The 19,765-nt window shown below is 39.8% G+C and carries 14 protein-coding genes; 6 read left to right on the forward strand and 8 right to left on the reverse strand.

The annotated features are described in order from the left end of the window. Positions 1-6: 6 nt before the first annotated feature. Together H5203_RS16735 and H5203_RS16740 are read right to left on the reverse strand one after the other, a co-directional pair. On the reverse strand, positions 7-2,028 hold the full coding sequence (locus tag H5203_RS16735; protein WP_182820011.1) for a methyl-accepting chemotaxis protein: 2,022 nt from the start codon (positions 2,026-2,028) through the stop codon (positions 7-9). Positions 2,029-2,104: 76 nt separating this feature from the next. Continuing rightward, positions 2,105-2,389 carry an MliC family protein gene (locus tag H5203_RS16740; protein ID WP_182735747.1) on the reverse strand — a complete coding sequence of 95 codons (285 nt, stop codon included), beginning with the start codon at positions 2,387-2,389 and terminating at the stop codon, positions 2,105-2,107. A gap of 123 nt (positions 2,390-2,512) precedes the next feature. Between H5203_RS16740 and H5203_RS16745 the strand changes: the two genes are divergently transcribed. Next, positions 2,513-3,433, forward strand: coding sequence for a DUF808 domain-containing protein (locus H5203_RS16745; RefSeq protein WP_145239915.1), 921 nt, complete (start codon positions 2,513-2,515; stop codon positions 3,431-3,433). 56 nt (positions 3,434-3,489) lie between these two features. Here H5203_RS16745 and H5203_RS16750 read toward each other — a convergent pair whose 3' ends face one another. Further along, the gene (locus H5203_RS16750; protein ID WP_182820012.1) at positions 3,490-4,779 is read right to left on the reverse strand and encodes a hypothetical protein; all 1,290 of its coding nucleotides are present in this window, start codon (positions 4,777-4,779) and stop codon (positions 3,490-3,492) included. 161 nt (positions 4,780-4,940) lie between these two features. Between H5203_RS16750 and H5203_RS16755 the strand changes: the two genes are divergently transcribed. Then, complete coding sequence (locus tag H5203_RS16755) at positions 4,941-6,902, forward strand: S9 family peptidase (RefSeq protein WP_259401967.1); 1,962 nt, start codon at positions 4,941-4,943, stop codon at positions 6,900-6,902. A gap of 78 nt (positions 6,903-6,980) precedes the next feature. Here the strand turns inward: H5203_RS16755 and H5203_RS16760 are convergent, their stop codons facing one another. Together H5203_RS16760 and H5203_RS16765 are read right to left on the reverse strand one after the other, a co-directional pair. Continuing rightward, entirely contained in the window at positions 6,981-7,919 is a 939-nt protein-coding gene (locus tag H5203_RS16760) for a tetratricopeptide repeat protein (RefSeq protein WP_145239911.1), read from the reverse strand. A 94-nt stretch (positions 7,920-8,013) separates the two neighbouring features. Beyond that, positions 8,014-9,417 carry a M20/M25/M40 family metallo-hydrolase gene (locus H5203_RS16765; protein ID WP_145239909.1) on the reverse strand — a complete coding sequence of 468 codons (1,404 nt, stop codon included), beginning with the start codon at positions 9,415-9,417 and terminating at the stop codon, positions 8,014-8,016. A 224-nt stretch (positions 9,418-9,641) separates the two neighbouring features. Here H5203_RS16765 and dbpA point away from each other — a divergent pair, with 224 nt between their 5' ends. After that, positions 9,642-11,030: an ATP-dependent RNA helicase DbpA gene (gene dbpA, locus H5203_RS16770; RefSeq protein WP_145239907.1), complete on the forward strand. Its 1,389-nt coding sequence runs from the start codon at positions 9,642-9,644 to the stop codon at positions 11,028-11,030. A 7-nt stretch (positions 11,031-11,037) separates the two neighbouring features. On the opposite strand, the gene H5203_RS16775 is transcribed toward dbpA, so the two are convergent. Then, positions 11,038-11,622: a DNA-J related domain-containing protein gene (locus H5203_RS16775; protein ID WP_145239905.1), complete on the reverse strand. Its 585-nt coding sequence runs from the start codon at positions 11,620-11,622 to the stop codon at positions 11,038-11,040. A 79-nt stretch (positions 11,623-11,701) separates the two neighbouring features. Here H5203_RS16775 and H5203_RS16780 point away from each other — a divergent pair, with 79 nt between their 5' ends. Further along, the gene (locus H5203_RS16780) at positions 11,702-14,518 is read left to right on the forward strand and encodes an ATP-binding protein (RefSeq protein WP_182820013.1); all 2,817 of its coding nucleotides are present in this window, start codon (positions 11,702-11,704) and stop codon (positions 14,516-14,518) included. 278 nt (positions 14,519-14,796) lie between these two features. Here the strand turns inward: H5203_RS16780 and rho are convergent, their stop codons facing one another. Continuing rightward, entirely contained in the window at positions 14,797-16,056 is a 1,260-nt protein-coding gene (gene rho / locus H5203_RS16785; protein WP_064666866.1) for a transcription termination factor Rho, read from the reverse strand. Positions 16,057-16,238: 182 nt separating this feature from the next. Then, positions 16,239-16,565 carry a thioredoxin TrxA gene (trxA, locus tag H5203_RS16790; RefSeq protein WP_145239901.1) on the reverse strand — a complete coding sequence of 109 codons (327 nt, stop codon included), beginning with the start codon at positions 16,563-16,565 and terminating at the stop codon, positions 16,239-16,241. Positions 16,566-16,655: 90 nt separating this feature from the next. Here trxA and rhlB point away from each other — a divergent pair, with 90 nt between their 5' ends. Then, on the forward strand, positions 16,656-17,933 hold the full coding sequence (gene rhlB / locus H5203_RS16795) for an ATP-dependent RNA helicase RhlB (protein ID WP_145239899.1): 1,278 nt from the start codon (positions 16,656-16,658) through the stop codon (positions 17,931-17,933). A gap of 47 nt (positions 17,934-17,980) precedes the next feature. After that, positions 17,981-19,474 carry a guanosine-5'-triphosphate,3'-diphosphate diphosphatase gene (gene gppA, locus H5203_RS16800; protein WP_182820014.1) on the forward strand — a complete coding sequence of 498 codons (1,494 nt, stop codon included), beginning with the start codon at positions 17,981-17,983 and terminating at the stop codon, positions 19,472-19,474. The last annotated feature ends 291 nt before the right edge of the window (positions 19,475-19,765 follow it).

The following is a 19,765-nucleotide window of genomic DNA, read 5'->3' on the forward strand; positions in this document are numbered from 1 at the left end:
TCAGAGTTAGAACTTAAATCTTTCTACTGCGCTGGTTAATGAGTGAGCGAGTTGGTTAACGTCTTCACTTTGATTGGCGAGTGACTTTGCATGTTCGGCATTCGTTTGTGCTTGCACCGTTACTTGCGCCATAATCTGTTTTATCTCATTGCTGTTATCAAGCTGGTGATGTGATGAACTAGCAATTTGCATACTCATTTGGTTAATTGTCACTAAAGTACTTTTTATTTTATCCACCGCTTGGTTTAATTCACTACTATTTGCTACACATTCTTTTGCTTGTTGTTGCCCATCGTTAATTTCATGATGAGCAGTATTGGCCTGATGTTGCAGTGTTTGGATCATTGTATGTATTTCGCTAGTCGAGTTTTGCGTTCGTGCAGCTAAAGAGCGAACTTCATCTGCCACAACAGCAAAGCCTCGGCCATTTTCTCCTGCACGGGCAGCTTCAATAGCAGCATTGAGCGCAAGTAAATTAGTTTGTTCAGCAATACTGCTAATTGTATCCACGATTGCGCCAATTAATTGTGTGTGTTGGGTTAGCTCATTAGTACTTTGTACAGCTTGATCAAGCCGAGTCAGTAACGCTGCAATACGCTGGCTGTTACGATCAGCAATCTGATTTACATCATTGGCAAACTGCGAAGCGTTAGCAACTTCATTAGAGGTGTTATCAGCTCGTTCACAGACCGCTTGGGAATTACTATGCATGCTATGCGCCACCGAGTCGGCCTCTGCAATACGATCTAATTGCTGCTGTGCTGCTTCGGTCATATGTTGGCCTTGTGCACTGGTTTGAATTGCTGATTGATCTAAGGTGTGGGCGTTATCACTTATCGCACTTAGTAATGTACTTAGATCATCGCTTAATTGATTGATATTGTTTAAAAGTACACCAAATTCATCATCATTATGGGGCTTTGTACGTTTAGATAAATCCCCGGAAGCGATACGTGATAGTGCTTTATTTACGGCATTGAGTGGTTTTAACATTGCTTTGGTGGTTAAAAAGCAGATCAAGGCTGCAAACGAAATAAGCACTAAACTTATAATAATCGCGAGTCGCGAACCTGTAGTGATCACCGACTGAGCATCCGCCTGCAAGGTATCAAAGCGTTTATCGGCTAAATGATTTAACTCAATAATGAGCTGCTCGGTAAGTTGAAACTGTTGCTGGAATACAGCAAAGGCTTGCTCGGTCGCAACTTTACTGGTCAAAAGAGTACTTTGTTGCTGGTACAGTGTTGCCAACTGTTGATTAATTAAGCTGAGAAGGTCTTTTAGGTTGCTGAAATTTGTTTGATTTTTTAACTCACTCGCTTGCTGTTGTAGGTATGTAAAATTAGATTGGATATTGTCTAATAAAAAAGCGGTATCTTGTTGGTGCTCTGTGAGTGTTTGTAGGGAGCTAATGTGGTTGATGCTCTTAACATTATTGCCTAAAGTGAATAGCAAGTCGTCAATGCGGGTCGCGGTACCAACAATAGCGGCTAATAACGACTGTTGCGCCGGTGTTACTTCGATTAGTTCTAAATCAAGTAAGCCATTACTTAAATCAGCGAGATTATTAGCGTAATCATTTGCTAATAAGGTAACCTGAGTTGCTGCTGTTAGGCCTTGTTGTTTGGTGTTAAACATTGTTGCGCTAGTGTCACTAAACTTTTGATAACGTTGTGTTATTTGTGATAGTAATTGCAGCATTTGTGGTTGGTCGTGCAGCTGAGAGCTTAATTCTTCTAGCTTGGTTTTAAATAAAGTTTGTTCTTCATGAGTGCTCTGTTGCTGCTGTTGCAAACTGGCTTTACTTGTTTGGCTGTATGCAACAGCATTAAATTTGGTGATTGATAACAGCGATAACCGCAAGGCATGACTTTGCTGTTGTACAGGTACAGCTAAAGTTTCTATATCCGAAGTGGCGTGATTAATTTGTCCTAATGACCAGTAAAAAAAACTACTGCTGGCGAGCATTAAAAAACCAATTGTGGCAAAGGCAAAAATTAGTTTCGTTTTAATAGCAATAGCGCGCATAGTGAACCCGTAAATACTTAATTATTTATGAGTGTAGCAGTATTTTTATAAATTATAAGTTTGGCGAGCGATTGTATTACTCTAAATTACAATGATATTTGTTGCCATCAATTATCAACATTGCTTCATTCCCTTTGGTCCAAAACAGCACATCTTCATTGGTATATTTTGCGCCCGAGGCGCTGATTTGTTTGGTCAGCGAATGATCTACTTGATTGTAATTTAGCGTGGCACTTTCTTCATCATTACTGGTAATAACGGCGCTTAGTTGGCTATCGCAGGAGAAAGACTGACTATTTAATTGTTCTGTGCATGCACTGAGGCTAATAACACCGAGTGCAATTAATAGGATTTTATACATAAACAAGTATCTTGGCTAAGTGTGTTTAGCAACTAGCATAGCAAACGAAAATTAACCTTTGGTGAAAATACTTGTTTAGGCTATGTTGATTATTATAAATTTTTTAACTGCAAAGGAAATGAGATGGCAGGTACTAACCTATTGACATTATTGGACGATATCACCACTTTATTAGATGATATTGCCACTATGAGTAAAGTCGCCACGAAGAAAACTGCGGGTGTGTTAGGGGATGATTTAGCCTTAAACGCGCAACAAGTGACAGGAGTCACTGCCGATCGTGAGCTACCAGTCGTGTGGGCGGTAGCGAAAGGCTCCTTTTTAAATAAAGCAATTTTAGTTCCTGCAGCGTTATTAATAAGTGTTTGGCTACCTTGGCTTATTACACCTTTATTAATGGTTGGTGGATTATTTTTGTGTTTTGAAGGTGCTGAAAAGTTAGTCGAAAAGTTATTACCAGCTACGAAAAATGATGATGTAGATGCTATCGAAAATTTAGATTTAGTTGAGTACGAAAAACAAAAAGTAAAAGGGGCTATTCGAACCGACTTTATTTTATCGGCAGAAATAATAGTTATCACACTAGGCACCGTGGCGGGTGCAAGTTTACTAAATCAAGCGCTAGTCTTAAGTGTTATTGCGGTGATCATGACCATAGGCGTTTATGGGTTAGTGGCAGGGATTGTAAAACTCGATGATGCTGGTTTGTATTTGCTTAACCAAGCACAGCAAACAGGAAACCGTTTTAAAGCATTATTAGGTAAAGGTTTATTAGCCGCAGCACCACGTTTAATGGCGTTTTTAGCATTTGCAGGTACGGTAGCGATGTTTTTAGTGGGTGGAGGAATTTTAGTGCATGGTATTAGTGTGTTGCATCATTGGCAAATCGCTGTTGCTGAGTTTGCACTAGCAAATTTAGGTACGCTGGGAGAGATTATTGCGCCTTTACTGTTCGATGGTTTATTCGGTGTATTAGCCGGTGCGGTTGCTGTGTTGGTTCATCATGGAATTGCCAGCATGAAAGCAAAAAAGCCAGCAAAGTAAATTTGCTGGCAATGAATTAGCAAGGGAATGCTATGAAAGTTATTTGCTTGAATTAATTAGTGTTCATGTTTTGATTCAGTAGCTATACCTAACCAGGTAATTTGATTAGGGATAAAATCAAGGTTAAGAATAGTTTTAGTCGTTTGCTCATGGGTGTCGATACTTAATACTGTTTGGTTGTTTGCATCACTGATATATAAAGTATCGTCGGCCGCTGAGGCCGCGAGTGCATAGTTACCAGCTGGGTTTTCGAGTACTTTAAAGCGTGCGCTGACTTGCCAATCATCTTCAGCATGTAGCACTGACAAGAAACCATCACTTTCAAGTACATAAAACTCGCCGGTAATCCTATCCAGTGCACTTGCTAATACGGTATTTTCAGTATTTTGTTGCCATGCAAGCTGTGTCATTTCAGCTGATGCTGGGTCGATGGTGTAAAAAAGCTTACTTTGTGCAATACCTAAAAATAGTTCGCTGTGTTCACTCGCTTTAATTGTGCCAATACGCGTACCTTCAGCAAAGCTGTTGAGATTAGCTACTTTGGCTGCGTTAAACACACCACCTTTTTCAGTTATAACTAATACACCATCGCTACAGCCAAAAGCGATATGCTGGTGATTTTGCGCACTGCCATGTAGTGCAGGGCAATCCACTGCAAACCGCTGTTCTTGATGAAAGTGATCACCATGAATATGCAGTTGTTCAACATAATTTGGCAGCACGCTAGTTATATCTTCGCTGCGATAAGTTGTTATTACCGATTCACCGCGAATTTGCGCTGTACCATGCATGGCATTGTTAAAGCTATGTGCTGCAAGTATTTCGCCATCTTCAATTGATGTATCAGTTAAAATAGCAAAGCTTGCTGGGATCCCCGCATCTATATTGCCATCAAAAAACAGTGCCGCTTGCTGTTCGCTTATATCAAAATGAGTTGGCTTATCATTTGTTAATGTAAAACCTGAAAAGGAAGGTAGTTGTTCGTAATCATGCAGGTGATCATCATGATCTTCTTGGTATAAACCACCATCAATAAATTCTACATAGTTATCCGCGCGTTGTATAAGTACCGCAAAACGATTGTTAGGACTTGCATATAAGCCGCTAACAATATTTGCAGTATTAAACATTTCAAGTAGCGTGTCATTATCAGTATCGAAAATTGATACGTTTGCAGTATCAGCATGACTAATGGCTAAACGCCCTGTTGAGGTGATTCCGATATGATCATGGTTATCTGCCAGCCCAGCATTTTTATCTGCAAGATCATCAATTTCACTGTTACAAGCACACAGTACGGTGACCATAGATGCGATCAGGCTAGTTTTAAAGTTAGGTAAAATCATTAACATTCCGGTGTTTTGTTATAATGTATCGGCAATGTTATAATGTAACTTAATCAAAGTAAATAAGTACTCTTCGTTCTTTACTTAAGTATTTGGATGGATATCTATTTAAAATCTTACTGGGTACAATTGCAAAAAATATAAATATAAAAGGATGTTGTATGGGTAAAATAATGCAGTTTATTGTTGTTATTGCTTTGTGTGTTGTCAGCTTCATGAGTGATGCAAATCAATCAGCTCCAGCAGTCGATGACTTCAGCCGCAGCAGTGAATATAGCCAAGTTAAAATCTCTCCTAATGGGAGCTACCTTGCAGTAATTATGCAACCTGAAGGTAAAAAGGTGCTAGTTATTTTAGATGCTAAAAAATTTACAATTCACCACGCTATTAATTTTGAGAGCAATGCCCAAGTTGGTGCTTATCATTGGGTAAGAGATGATCGGGTTGTAGTTGCAAAAGAATACTTACGCGGCTGGCAAGATCACCCTGAATATTATGGGGAATTATATGGCGTGAATGCTGATGGCTCAAAAGCTAAGTACTTAGTTGGCTATCTTGGCGAAATGCAAACTGGCTCTCGTATCAAAAAGGCCACACCACTTTATGGCACCTCTTATTTGCTGGATCCTTTAATCCACGATGAAGATAAAATGCTTATAGTGACTTACCCGTGGACATCAAGTAGTGAACCGCACACGGTTGTTTATGAGGTTGATATCTTTTCAGGGAAGCGTCGTAAAGTTACGCGCTCCCCGTCACGTATGGCCAACTTTTTGACTGACCATGAAGGAAATGTCAGAGTGGCTGTTTCCAGTGATGATTACATTAAGCCTACAATACATATCCGTGAAAAGTCAGGTGGAGATTGGCAAGCGCTTAATTTAGCTGGTTTGACTTACAGTGATGTTGAGTTGCACGCTTTTGATAGTAGTGGTGATGCTGTCTATATCACAGCATCAATAAGTGGTGAAGCTCAAGGCTTATATAAATTGAATCTAAAAACCAGAGCAATTGATTTAATTCATAAGGAAGAGAAAGTCTCACCAAAGCAAATATGGGTCGATGAAGCATCAAAAGAGCTATTTGCGATTGAAACCGAACTAGGTTATCCAACTTATGCTTTTGTCGATGGGCAATCAGATAAAAGCATGCGTTTAAAATCATTAATCTCCGCTTTACCTGGTGAACAAGTGCAACTCGTTAGTAGTACTGAAGATGGCGACACTAATATTATTTATGCCTCTAATGATCGTAACCCTGGACAATATTATTTATTCGATGCCAAAAGTAATAACTTACGATTTTTGTTTGCATCCCGCAGTTGGATTGATGCAGAACAAATGGCGCAGACCAAGCCTGTAAGTTATACCAGTCGAGATGGTTTAACTATTTATGGCTACTTAACAGTACCGAATAACACCATAGAAAAAAACTTACCTTTAGTGGTTATGCCACATGGTGGTCCACATGGCCCGCGCGATTGGTGGGGATTCGACCCTGATGCACAGTTGCTTGCAAGCCGTGGTTTGGCCGTACTAAAAGTTAATTTTAGAGGTTCAGGTGGTTTTGGCCGTAACTTTGAGCATGCTGGGCATCGAAAATGGGGAGCTGAAATTCAATTTGATATTATAGATGGTGTGAAGTATTTAGTTGAGCAGGGTACAGTTAATAAAAACAATATCTGCATTATGGGCGCGAGCTTTGGTGGATACTCAGCGTTACAAAGTGCGATTTTAGAACCTGATATGTTTAAATGTGCGATTGGCGTTGTTGGCGTTTATGATTTGCCCTTAATGTTTAAAGAAGGGGATGTTGCGGAGCGCGATAGTGGCCAACGTTATTTACAGAATGTATTGGGTACAGATGAAGCGCAACTAAAGGCTTTTTCACCTAGCTATAATATTGATAAGTTAAAGGCTCCAGTGCTGATAGTGCATGGTGGTGAAGATCAGCGTGCACCGATTGAGCAAGCCGAATCACTGATTGCGGCACTTAAAAAAGCTAAACATCCTTATATATATGAACTGCTTGAAGATGAAGGGCATGGTTTTTATAAGCAAGAACATCGCACTCGTTATTATCAAAAAGTGCTGACCTTTTTAGACCAACACTTAACAATGTAACAGTCGTATTTACGTGTTAAATGGCAAGCTAAAAGCTTGCCATATTTATATCCACTTGTTGTGGGTAGTTTGGCTATATTAACAGGAATACTCAAGGCACAGCTCTTTGAGTTGTACTTTGGCTTTGTGGTTATTTTGCCTGGCAGCTTGTTGATACCAATAAATAGCTTGGCTGATATCTTTTTCTACCCCCTCACCATCACGATACATTTGCGCAGTATTAAGCTGACCCCATTGTGAGCCTTCTTTGCTGGCGAGTAAAAAGCTTTCGAACGCTTCAGGAAATAACCCATCTTTGTAATAGATGATGCCTTGCTGATTATTTTTATTAAGCTTCAACCCTTCATATAGCGGTTTAGGGCGTGGTGGGAACATCACAAAACCACCATATAAGCTATATGCATAAGGGCGTAGTACATCATAAATAGCACCATCATCATATAAACGCTGTACTTCGCTGCGCGGTAAAGTTATTGTTCTTGATGAGAAATAATCTTTTTGTATCAATAAGCTGGTACGCATAGCCATAGTAATGCCGCTGTCGCGTTTATAGCGATAATTGCTGATTTGAAAGGTGATATTTTGGTCATCAAACTCGAGTACTTGGGCTACTTTTAGGTTTTCAGGGCGCAATGGTTCGTTAGAAAACTTATCAGCATGTACCAAGTAAGTATCGAATGCTTGTGGCTGGCTGAGTATTGCTTGCTTGGCTTTTAGCTCATCAAGATGTTGTGTATAGAAGTAAATTGATAACCAGATAAGTAATATCGAGCCTATAAAATATTTGATCAAAGAAAGCTTTTCTAACCATGGCAGTTGCATAATTGAAAGCTGCACATTGTGCTGACAATGGCTACACTGGTATTGGTAATGCCATGCTAATGGCAGCATAGGGACAATTGAAAAACGCAAAAAGCGGCTGTGGTTTTGTAGTCGATAGTCATCGTGATGACAGTATGGGCAGGTTTTTGTTTGGCTGAAAAACGACAATGAATCGCTGGTATTGAATAGTAGCATATGGCCTTTTTTCCCCTTCCTTGTTTTACGTTAAATTAAAACAAGGAGGGTTAGATGCAAAGTAAAAAATTGTAATAAAGTATGTTTGGTTAGCTTATTTACTCGCTACAGGCTTTGCTTTAATTGTAGTTTTAGCATCAGCTGCCATAAACGCAAATACAGCATATGCTGCGGTATTTTGCTTAAGTTTAGCCGGATCGATCTTATCAAGCGTATCATCAGCAGTGTGATGGTAGTCAAAGTAATCAGTACCGTCTTGGTGCAGCTCAAAAATTGGCGCGCTGGTGGCATTTTTAAATGGAATTAAATCAGGCCCACCATTAGCGCTATTTTTACCTATGTATTCAACATTTAGCGGCGCAAGTTGCTTGGCTATTGCACGCACTACTGGCAACGAGGCTGCAGAGACATTCGATTCAAAGCCATACACTACATCAGCACCAAAGTCAGATTCAGCGGCGGCAACAATTTTATCAAGTTCATTTGCATGCTTTTTAAAATAAGCTTTAGCGCCCCATAATCCTAGCTCTTCAGCGGCAAATAACACTACACGAATACTGCGTTTAGGACGTTTTATTTCACTAATATGTTTGGCTGCAGCCATGGTTAACGCAACGCCTGCACCATCATCAAGTGCGCCAGTGCCTAAATCCCAAGAATCTAAATGACCGCCAATCAGTACGTACTGTTCAGGGTTTTGTGTGCCATTGAACTGACCAATCACGTTATAGCCATTACCTTGGCCGCGATCTTCAGTTTGCACATTGATATTTACGGTAACATTTTTACCTAGTGCAACTAAGCGAGCTAGCTGATCTGCATCAGGATTAGCAATGGTCACATTAGGGATTTTCGTAACACCTTCTTGATAGTGACTGCCACCGGTATGAGCAAAGCGGTGGTGTGCGGTGCTAACAGAACGCATCATATAACCAATCGCGCCTTTTTTTGCAGCCTCAACTGAACCTGTTGAACGAGCACGAACAGCAGGACCATAACCATTGCCATCAATATGACGGTTCATATGGTAATTTATATAAGCTATTTTACCTTTTAAGCTGTTTGCTGGTGCTGCGATAAGTTCATCAAGCGTTTCAAATAATACGACTTCAGCGGTAATGCCATCTTTCGGTGTGCTAACGCTGTGGCCTAATGCTGTTAGGTGCAAAGGTTGCTCGCTTGGCGTTAAAATTTTGCCACTTTCACTAAAACGGCGCCATTCAGGAAAGGTTGCTTCTTCTAGCCATACTTTATCAAAACCAAGCTCTTTAAATTTAGCTTGGGCCCACGCAACGGCTTTTTTATCGTTTTCTGTGCCAGGTAAGCGAGGTCCTATTTCAGTAGTAAGCGATTCAAGCAATTGATAGCTTAACTCGCTGTTACTGGCATTAGTTCTTAGTTCGGTGACTTGCTGAAGTTGCTTTGCGGTAAATTCAGGCTCGGCGGCATTGGCTAAAAAGCTGCCGGCGAGCAGTAATCCGGTGATGATTTTTTTCATTATTGACCTGGTTATATTTTCAAGTGAGAGTTATTAAAGCATTTAATACTGAGCAACAAAAGTAGATGAGATAAATGCCTATCGGTGGCGATGTTATGGTGAATGTTTATTGAGAATATGGTCAGCTTAATGGTAGCAATTTGTATATTCTGCTATTATGCAGCATAACTAAGTCGGGCATCTGCAGCGGCTTTTCATGTTTACTTATTGCACTGGAAATTACTTTGACCGCTACAGCTTTTTCATCACTCGCTTTACCATCAGGTTTGGTCGATAACTTATCGACTTTAGGTTACACCCAAATGACCGCTGTACAGGCGCAAAGCCTGCCGCCAGTGCTTGAAGGTAAAGACATCATTGCACAAGCTAAAACTGGCTCAGGTAAAACTGCCGCATTTAGTTTAGGTGTGTTGGCCAAGCTTAATGTTAAGCGTTTTCGTATACAGTCTTTAGTGCTTTGTCCAACCCGTGAGTTGGCTGAGCAAGTAGCTGTGGAAATGCGTAAATTAGCGCGTGGTATTCACAATATAAAAATATTAACTCTATGTGGTGGCGTGTCGATTGGTCCACAAATTGGTTCACTAGAGCATGGTGCACATATTATTGTTGGCACACCTGGGCGTGTAGATGATCATATTCGCAAAGGTACGCTACGTTTAGATGATGTAGACACGCTAGTACTTGATGAAGCCGATCAAATGCTTGATATGGGCTTTCAAGACACTTTGGATGCAATTATTGAGCGTATTCCAAAACAGCGTCAAACTTTATTATTTAGCGCCACTTTTCCGCGCGCAATAGAAGCGATTGCCAAGCGTGTATTAAGCAATCCTGTTATGGTGAAGGTTGAAGAAGAGCAAGAAAAAAGTACTATTAAACAGTACTTTTATAAAATGGATAATAACAAACAACGTTTTAATACATTAAAATTGTTGCTGCTGAAGTTTCAACCAGAAAGTTGTGTGGTGTTTTGTAATACCAAGGTCGAAACTCAACAGGTGTGTGATGATTTAGCTGATGAAGGCTTCAGTGCCGTGTCATTGCATGGTGATTTAGAGCAGCGAGATCGTGAGCGCACCTTGATCCACTTTGCTAATAAAAGCGCCTCGATTTTAGTGGCCACTGATGTAGCCGCTCGCGGTTTAGACATCGATGATATGGATATGGTGATTAACTACCACCTTGCCCATGACCCACAAACCCACGTACACCGTATTGGTCGAACTGGTCGTGCTGGTAAAAAAGGCATTGCATGCTCTATTTATGGCGATGCAGAACAATTCAAAGTGGCACAAATTGGTGACCATTATGAATGTGATTTTTTACCAGAACAATTACCGCCGTTTAGCCTACTTGAAAAGCCACCATACAAACCACAAATGGTGACACTAATGATCGATTCAGGTAAAAAGCAAAAGGTACGCGCAGGTGATATTTTAGGTGCATTAACCGGTAAAGATGGTGTTGCCGGACGTCAAGTCGGTAAAATTAATGTGCTTGATAATGTGGCTTTTGTGGCTGTCGAACGTAATAGCTCAAAGCCCGCGCTACGAAAATTAACGGAAGGTAATATTAAAGGGCGTAAAATTCGTGCCCGTCGTTTAACTCGTTAATTATTGCTTATGATGTTTTTGAGCAGCTTGCTCTAAGCTGCTCATATTCATTTTTTAACTGTTTAAACTGCTCTGCATTACCATGTTGTTTATCTGGATGATATTGTGTTGCCAACTGCCGCCAGCGCTTTTGCAATGCCTGCATAGAAAAATCGTCAGGTAATTCCCAGCGCTTTAATAATGTCTGGCGTTGTTGTTGATCAAGCGTATTTATTGTTGGTGATGCACGAAAAGTACGCCAAAAGTCATCTAACAGTGATTTAACTTCTGTTATCGAAGCATCGTAATTTTGCCAATCTAGATAGTACGTTTGTAATGAGTCATGCGCTGCAATAGTTATCTTATCTGGATTATCGGTGAGCTCTATATGTAAACTGGCTACCAATAAATATTGATTTGGCAACAGTTGTTGTTGCAGTTGATAAAGTGCATTCATAATTAAAAAGTTACGCTTAAACAGATCACGGTATGGATCTGTATCTAAGTTATTAACTACACCTCGCTTAGATAATTCCAACGCTAAAGTGTGAACCTTCCAAATGTGCTTCGTTAAAATTAACTCGAAAATCTCATCAATCAGTGGGTTAAGCATTGTTTACAGTCTAGTTATTGGTGTATCTTGACTAAACTATCATAGCTTCTACTGCTAACAAAATTCCAAGGAAAAAATTATGCTGGGTCAGTTTAAGCGCCTATTATTTATTTGCTCTATTAGTATGCTTGGCGTTTTTTCTCAATCAGGTAATGCTCAACAACAAGTAGCACTTTTTGAACAATTTAAAGTTACTGATGAATGGTCTGAAAAGCAGCTGTTAGCAACCCAGTTACTGTCTACACAATTATCAAATCAGCAACAAGTTGCTATTTATTCTGGTTTAGCTGAGCGTGCGTTTGAGTTGAGTAATTATCCCCAAGCATTGCATTATTATCAGTTGCTTGAGCAGCATAGTACATTTGAAAATCTGCCTGAGTTACATTTTCGAGCAATAAAAATGCAGGGCGTGGTGCAATATTTTCAAGGTTTATTACAACAAGCCATTATTGATTACAGCCGTGCGTTAAACTTAGCGGTACGTTTAAAGAGTCCATTAAAACAAGCCAACTTGCTAAGTAATATTGGCCTTGCATATTTTAATATGCACAACATGGAGCTTGCTTTAGATCATTACCAGCAGGCAAAAGCACTTTATGAAATAGATGGTAGCGCGCAAGACAAAGCTGATATTCTTCATAATATTGCGGGCATCTATATTCGTTTATCTAGCTATGATTCGGCACTCGAAATTTATCGCGAAGTGCTCGATGTATTTCAGCAATTGGGTGATGAAGAGGGGATTGCTCGTTCCTATGGCAATATGGGTGTTGCTTATACTGAGTCGGGTCAAAATCAATTAGCGTTGCACTATTACCAGCTCGCTTTACGCTATTATCAAAGTGTAAATGATGCCTATCAGTTATCTGTACAGCATACCAACTTAGCTAACATAAATTTAAAAATCGATGAGTTGGATGCTGCTTTGTATCACGCACAAGCAGCTCAAAAATACGCTCAGCAGATAGATAATCAATCCTTACGGTTAGCTTCTTTACATGTTTTAGCTAAAGTGCAATTAGTGATGGGGGATATTGATATTGCGGAGCAAAATTTACAACAATCAATATCACTAGCCAAAGAATATAAAGATGAATTGCGTATTAAAGACGGCTTAGGTATCGAGGCGTTATTAAGCGCTGGTGCCGGTGACTATAAGCGGGCTATTCATCTGCACCAACAGTTTGTTGATTATCAACGTAGCATAACCAGTGAAGAGGTCATGAAAGCGTTAAATGTATTTCAGTCTCAGTTTCAGTCGAACCAGTTAAACCAAGAAATTAAACAGCTTAAACAAGAGCGTAGCCTACAAGAATTAAAGATTGAAAAACGTTCACAGTTAACTATTTTACTGTCTATTGTGCTGATGTTGGTATTGATCTGTGCAGTTGTATTATATCGCCGTGCAATCGAAAAAAAGGCTAAAGCCCAATTAGAGCAAAAAGTTGAGCAACGTACTCAAGAATTACAATATGTGGCACAAGAGCTACGTGCCGCGAATCAAGTTAAGAGCCAGTTTTTGGCTAATATCAGCCATGAAATACGCACACCACTTACCGCTATTTTAGGGCAAACAGACGACTTATTGCATGGTTTATATCAGCCCCAGCAATTACAAACAGAATTGTTAGTTATTAAAAAACATAGCGATCATTTAAAAGATTTGATTAATGATGTGCTCGATATTAGTAAGATAGAAGCAAACCGTTTAGATTTACATGTTAGCGAGTTTGACCTCGTGGAGCTTGTTAATGATGTTTATGCTATGTCAAGTATGCAGGCTAAAAGTAAAGGTTTAACGCTGCTATTAGAAAATCACTTAGGCTCGAGTTATTGGACTAAGTTAGATATGATCCGCGTTAAGCAAATACTAATAAACCTACTGACTAATGCGATCAAATTTACCGAGCACGGCAGTGTTACTCTGGATATTAATCACACCGAACAAGGCGTATGCTTTAAAGTGATTGATACGGGGATTGGTATGAATACAGAGCAAATAAAAAACATTTTTGAATGTTTTCAACAAGGCGATAATACCATCACCCGCAGGTTCGGTGGTTCAGGACTTGGTTTGAGTCTTTCCCAGCAATTAGCAATTATGATGGGGGGTTATATTAGTGTTGAAAGTGAGCATGGTAAAGGCAGTGAGTTTATTTTTAATGTGCCATGTAAAGAGTATGCGCCAACCCTTATTGCTACCGACAACTCAAAACCAGCTGCAACTAAAGGTCTAGTTGGGCGAGTATTATTAGCAGAAGATCATCCCGACAATCGTAGACTAATAACGCGCTTTTTAAAGTCGATTGGCCTTGAAGTGATCTCAGTAAGTAATGGTGAGCAAGCAGTTGAACAGTGCCTCAGTGAATTTCCAGATGTTGTTTTATTAGATATACAGATGCCAGTAATGGATGGCCTTAGTGCATTTGAACTGTTACATAAGTGTGGTTTTAATAAACCTATTTTTGCGTTAACAGCTAATGCAATGAGTCATGAAATAGATAATTACTTAGCGATGGGATTTACTGGCTATTTAAGTAAGCCAATAGAAAAAGAAGCGTTTTATCAGGCACTCGCAGCGCATTTAAGTAGTACCAGCACGCTACCTTTAGCTAATCCTGATATTAGCGATTTAGTGACGAGTTTTATTGCCAGCTTTGATGATGAAATAGCGTCACTTACACAGCACCTTGCAGCAAAGGACTATATTGCATTACAGCAAGATAGCCATCGTATCCTTGGTGCCGCACAGATATTTTCATTAACTGATGTAGCTAATGCAGCGATGTGCTTAGATAAATCACTCTTATCACAAAAACATAACCCCAGTAGTGATGCAGACGTAAAAGAATTAGTAGATGATTTGATTAAGCAGCTATCACAACAGCTGACTTAAAAGAGCGATATATAAGCTTAATGGGTCGTTACATTAAGGCTATAAGTTACTACTAACCAATAAGGCGAGTTGAGCGTTTTATTGAGTGGCATTACTGCGTGCTAGATTTAAATAATCGCAGTTTTAATATTTACTCAATACTGCGCAGTCTGATGATTTTCGTCTATAGGAAACAGAGCAAAGAGATTAATAAAACAAATTTATAATAGGAGTGAGATTTAGGGATAGGCAAAAAAAATGCCTGTATTAACAGGCATTTTAGAATCTAGTAAAGAGAATTATTGACGCTTCATCGAATCAAAAAATTCATCATTCGTTTTGCTCATAGAGAGTTTATCAATTAAAAACTCCATGGCATCAATTTCAGACATTTCATGAACTATTTTGCGTAAAATCCACATTTTTTGTAGTTCATCAGGTTTAGTCAGTAGCTCTTCGCGACGGGTACCTGAGCGGTTAAAGTCGATTGCAGGGAATACACGTTTTTCAGCAATCTTACGATTTAAGTGTAATTCCATATTACCAGTACCTTTAAACTCTTCGTAGATAACTTCATCCATCTTAGAGCCGGTATCGATAAGCGCAGTTGCGATAATAGTTAAACTACCGCCTTCTTCAACGTTACGCGCAGCACCAAAGAAACGCTTTGGTTTATGCAGGGCGTTAGCATCAACACCACCAGTAAGTACTTTACCTGATGAAGGAATTACCGTGTTATAAGCACGTGCTAAACGTGTGATTGAATCCAGTAAGATGATTACATCTTTTTTGTGCTCAACTAAACGTTTTGCTTTTTCAATTACCATTTCAGCAACTTGTACGTGACGGCTTGCTGGTTCATCAAACGTTGATGCAATAACTTCACCTTTTACTAGGCGTTGCATCTCAGTAACTTCTTCTGGACGCTCATCGATAAGTAGTACCATCAATGTCGCATCTGGGTGGTTATGGGTAATCGATTGCGCAATATTTTGTAGTAGCATTGTTTTACCCGCTTTAGGCGGTGCTACTAATAAACCACGTTGACCACGGCCAATTGGTGAGGCTAAATCAAGTACTCGAGCAGTAATATCTTCGGTGCTACCATTACCGCGTTCCATACGTAAACGTTCGTTTGCATGTAGCGGGGTAAGGTTTTCAAAAAGAATTTTCGTGCGAGAGTTTTCAGGTTTATCAAAATTTACTTCGTTTACTTTTAGTAATGCAAAGTAACGTTCACCGTCTTTAGGTGGACGTATGAGACCCATTATAGAATCACCAGTACGCATACTAAAACGACGAATTTGGCTAGGTGATATATAAATGTCATCAGGACCAGCAAGGTAAGAGGCTTCTGATGATCTTAAGAAACCAAAACCATCCTGTAAGATTTCTAATACACCACCGCCAAAAATGTTCTCTCCACTTTTGGCGTGGGCTTTAAGGATAGCAAAGATAATATCTTGCTTTCTTAAGCGGGCTACGTTTTCGAGCCCCATGGACTCAGCTAAGTCTACAAGTTCTTTGATCGACTTGTCTTTTAATTCGCGTAAATGCATATTGGTGGGTTCTTTATTACAGTTATCATGCTCATATAATCGATATTGATTAGTGAGAGAGGTTTGTTGGTAAACTAAGGATTAGTTGGCTTTATAAACTAGCAGGTCATTCGCTAGGCGTCCAGTCTTTATACAAAAAAAAATTAAAAAAAAGGGCAGTTGCCCTTTTTTTAGGCATATTTTTAGATGTTGTTTTCTAAAAACTCAACAAGTTGAGTTTTAGAAAGTGCACCCACTTTAGTTGCCGCAACTTGGCCTTCTTTGAAAAGAAGTAACGTAGGGATACCACGAATACCAAATTTAGGTGGTGTGCCCGCATTTTGGTCAATGTTTAATTTACCAATTACAACACGGCCATCAAACTCTTCTGCCACTTCATTAAGAATTGGCGCGATCATTTTACACGGTCCACACCATTCTGCCCAAAAATCAACTAATACAGGCTTGTCTGATTGTAAAACGTCAGCTTCAAAGCCATCGTCAGTTAATTGAATAATTTTCTCGCTCATTGCGCTCTCCGATAAGTTAGGCGAATTATTTAATGCGTATTTAAACACTCTTGTTTCTTATTGCAAGTTTAAACGTTATGCTTAAACGCTATGACTAAGACACATTTGACCGATAAAAAGTTTTCAGACTTTGCTATTGCACCGGAAGTGGTTGCCGGGTTAACCGAAAGTGGGTTTGAATATTGCACACCCATACAAGCTAAATGCCTACCTTTTATTTGTGATGGCCGCGACATTGCGGGTCAAGCACAAACAGGTACAGGCAAAACGTTGGCGTTTTTAACTGCCACGTGCCATCGGTTATTACAATCTAGCAAAGCACCTAGTAAACATCCAAGAGCCCTGATCATGGCCCCTACTCGGGAGCTTGCGATTCAGATCCACAAAGATGCAAAAATTTTAGCGCCACACTGTAATCTTAACTTAGGTTTAGTATATGGTGGCGAAGATTACGAAAAACAACGTGCACAATTAGAAAAAGGCGTTGATATTTTAATTGGCACCACAGGGCGCTTAATCGATTTATATAAACAAGGGTGTTACACCCTCAATGAAATCGAAGTAGTGGTACTTGATGAAGCCGATCGTATGTTTGATTTGGGTTTCATAAAAGACATTCGCTATATGTTCCGCCGTATGCCGGATACATCACAACGCCTTAATTTATTATTTTCAGCAACGTTATCGTATCGCGTTCAAGAACTGGCGTTTGAGCACATGACAAACCCAGAGCATGTACAAATTGAACCTGATGTGAAAACTGGCAAGCGCATTGTTGAAGAGTTATTTCATCCTTCTCAAGAAGATAAAGTTAAGCTGTTATTAACTTTGATTGAAGAAGAATGGCCTGAGAAAGCCATTGTGTTTGCAAATACTAAACATAGCTGTGAAACGGTTTATGCATGGTTAAAGTCTGATGGACACCGGGTGGGAATGCTCACTGGTGACGTAAATCAGAAAAAACGCCAATCAATTTTAGCGCAATTCTCTAAAGGTGATTTAGACTTCCTTGTGGCAACAGATGTTGCTGCTCGTGGCTTACATATCCCTGAAGTGAGTCATGTATTTAACTTCGACTTACCAGATGATTGTGAAGATTATGTTCATCGTATTGGCCGTACAGCACGCGCTGGGGCATCAGGTAAGGCAATTAGTTTTGCATGTGAGCAGTACGCATATAATCTTCATGAAATTGAAGAATACATAGAGCACAGCATTCCTTTATCACATTATGATAAAAGTGCATTGCTTGATGATTTAACTAAGCCTACTATTCAAAGAAAGCGTAATTATTCAACAGGCCCACGTAGTCGTAGTAACAACAGCGGACGTAGACCAAACAATAGTTACCAAAAAGCACGGTCGTAATTGCGACCGTCGTTATAGTCGTAGTAGTAACTAGAGGTTTTTGAACGGTGGGGCAACTTAAACCGCAAAAAAATGTTTATGCAGTAATTGATTTAGGATCTAACAGTTTTCACATGTTGATCGCTAAGTCAATTGCTGGCGGCTTACAAACAATAGGCCGAGTTAAACGCAAAGTCAGATTAGCCGCAGGGCTAAATGATGATAATTTACTGAGCACAGAAGCAATGCAACGAGGCTGGGAATGTCTCGCACTATTTGCAGAGCGTCTTCAAGATATCCCTAAAAACAACATTACTATTGTTGCCACCGCTACTTTGCGCTTAGCAACGAATGCTGATGAATTTAAAATCAAAGCCGAGCAAATCCTTGCGCATAAAATTAATGTCATTAGTGGTGAGCTAGAAGCGCGCACTATTTATAAAGGCGTTGCGCATACATCTTCATGTAGTGGTCGCCAACTAGTAATAGATATTGGCGGTGCCAGTACTGAGGTAGTTATAGGTAAGGGATTCGACGCACTACATTATAAAAGCCTAAACATGGGCTGTGTTACCTACCTAGAACGTTACTTTAAAGACTGTAAACTCAATGACGCTAATTTCAATGCTGCTATTAAAGCCGCACGAGTAGTTATTGATGATATAGCGCCAAGTTATAAAGTGGCGGGTTGGGAGATTGCATCAGGTGCATCGGGTACTGTACAAGCTATCCAAGAAATTATGGTGGCACAATCACTCGATGAAACACTGAGTTTAGATAAACTCAATAAAATTAAAAAGCAATCGATCGCCTATGAGACCATCGCTGAGCTAGATTTACCTGGGCTTAGTGAAGAAAGACGTTTAGTTTTTGTGTCAGGGCTCGCTATTTTAATTGCTTTATTCGAAGCGCTTGAAATTGATAAAATGGGATTAGCAGGAGGCGCACTTCGTGAAGGTGTGCTTTATAGCATGATCCCTGAGTTTCATAATCATGATATTCGAAAGCGCACTGTTGATGGCCTGATGAGCCGTTATCATGTCGATCAAAAACAAGCGAACCGAGTTGCAGAACTCGCCAGTCACCTCGCAGCTCAAGTCAGCGAGCAGTGGCCACTATTCAACAATAGTGGCCTGCCTTTACTAAAAGCGATTGCGCAATTGCATGAGATTGGTTTGTTAATTGAGTATAAGCAATATCAAAAGCACACCGCTTATATTTTAGAAAACACCGATATGCCAGGCTTTTCACAATCGGAGCATAAAATTATTGTGGCTGTAGCGAATGCACATCGTTCAGATCTGCAAAAGAATGTTTTTGAGTATTTAGGCTGCCATGCTCAGCTTACTCAGTATGTAACACGGTTGCTTAGGATCGCAGTGATCTTATCAATGCGTCGCCAAGATGATGTATTACCAAAATTAGTATTAACTGTTAATAATGACGCTCTAACACTAATATTTGAAAATGATTGGCTAAAAGCGCACCCGCTAATGGCAAGTGAGCTCCAACAAGAGTCTAAACAGCAAGCAAAAGCTGGTTGGAAGTTTATTGTTAAGTAACAAAAGGGCTGTAAAAGCCCTTTTATTGTATTAAAAACCACCTTTATGCACTAAATTTGTTCGAACAGTCAATTAAATCAAAAAAGATCAAAAAAAGTGTTGATCTGTTTTTGGATCTCCCTATAATGCGACCCCACTGAGACGGGAAACGCCAACGCATAGCGAGGCACGAACAACTCAGAGAGTTAAATAAAACTTCGGTTTTAAATATTCGCAAGAAAGTTTAAAACTAAGTGTTGACTCGAAAAATAAAGGATGTATTATACGCATCCCTAGCGACAATGTCGCAAC

The organism is Pseudoalteromonas sp. SG41-1, from assembly GCF_014164575.1.
GTDB classification, from domain to species: domain Bacteria; phylum Pseudomonadota; class Gammaproteobacteria; order Enterobacterales; family Alteromonadaceae; genus Pseudoalteromonas; species Pseudoalteromonas rhizosphaerae.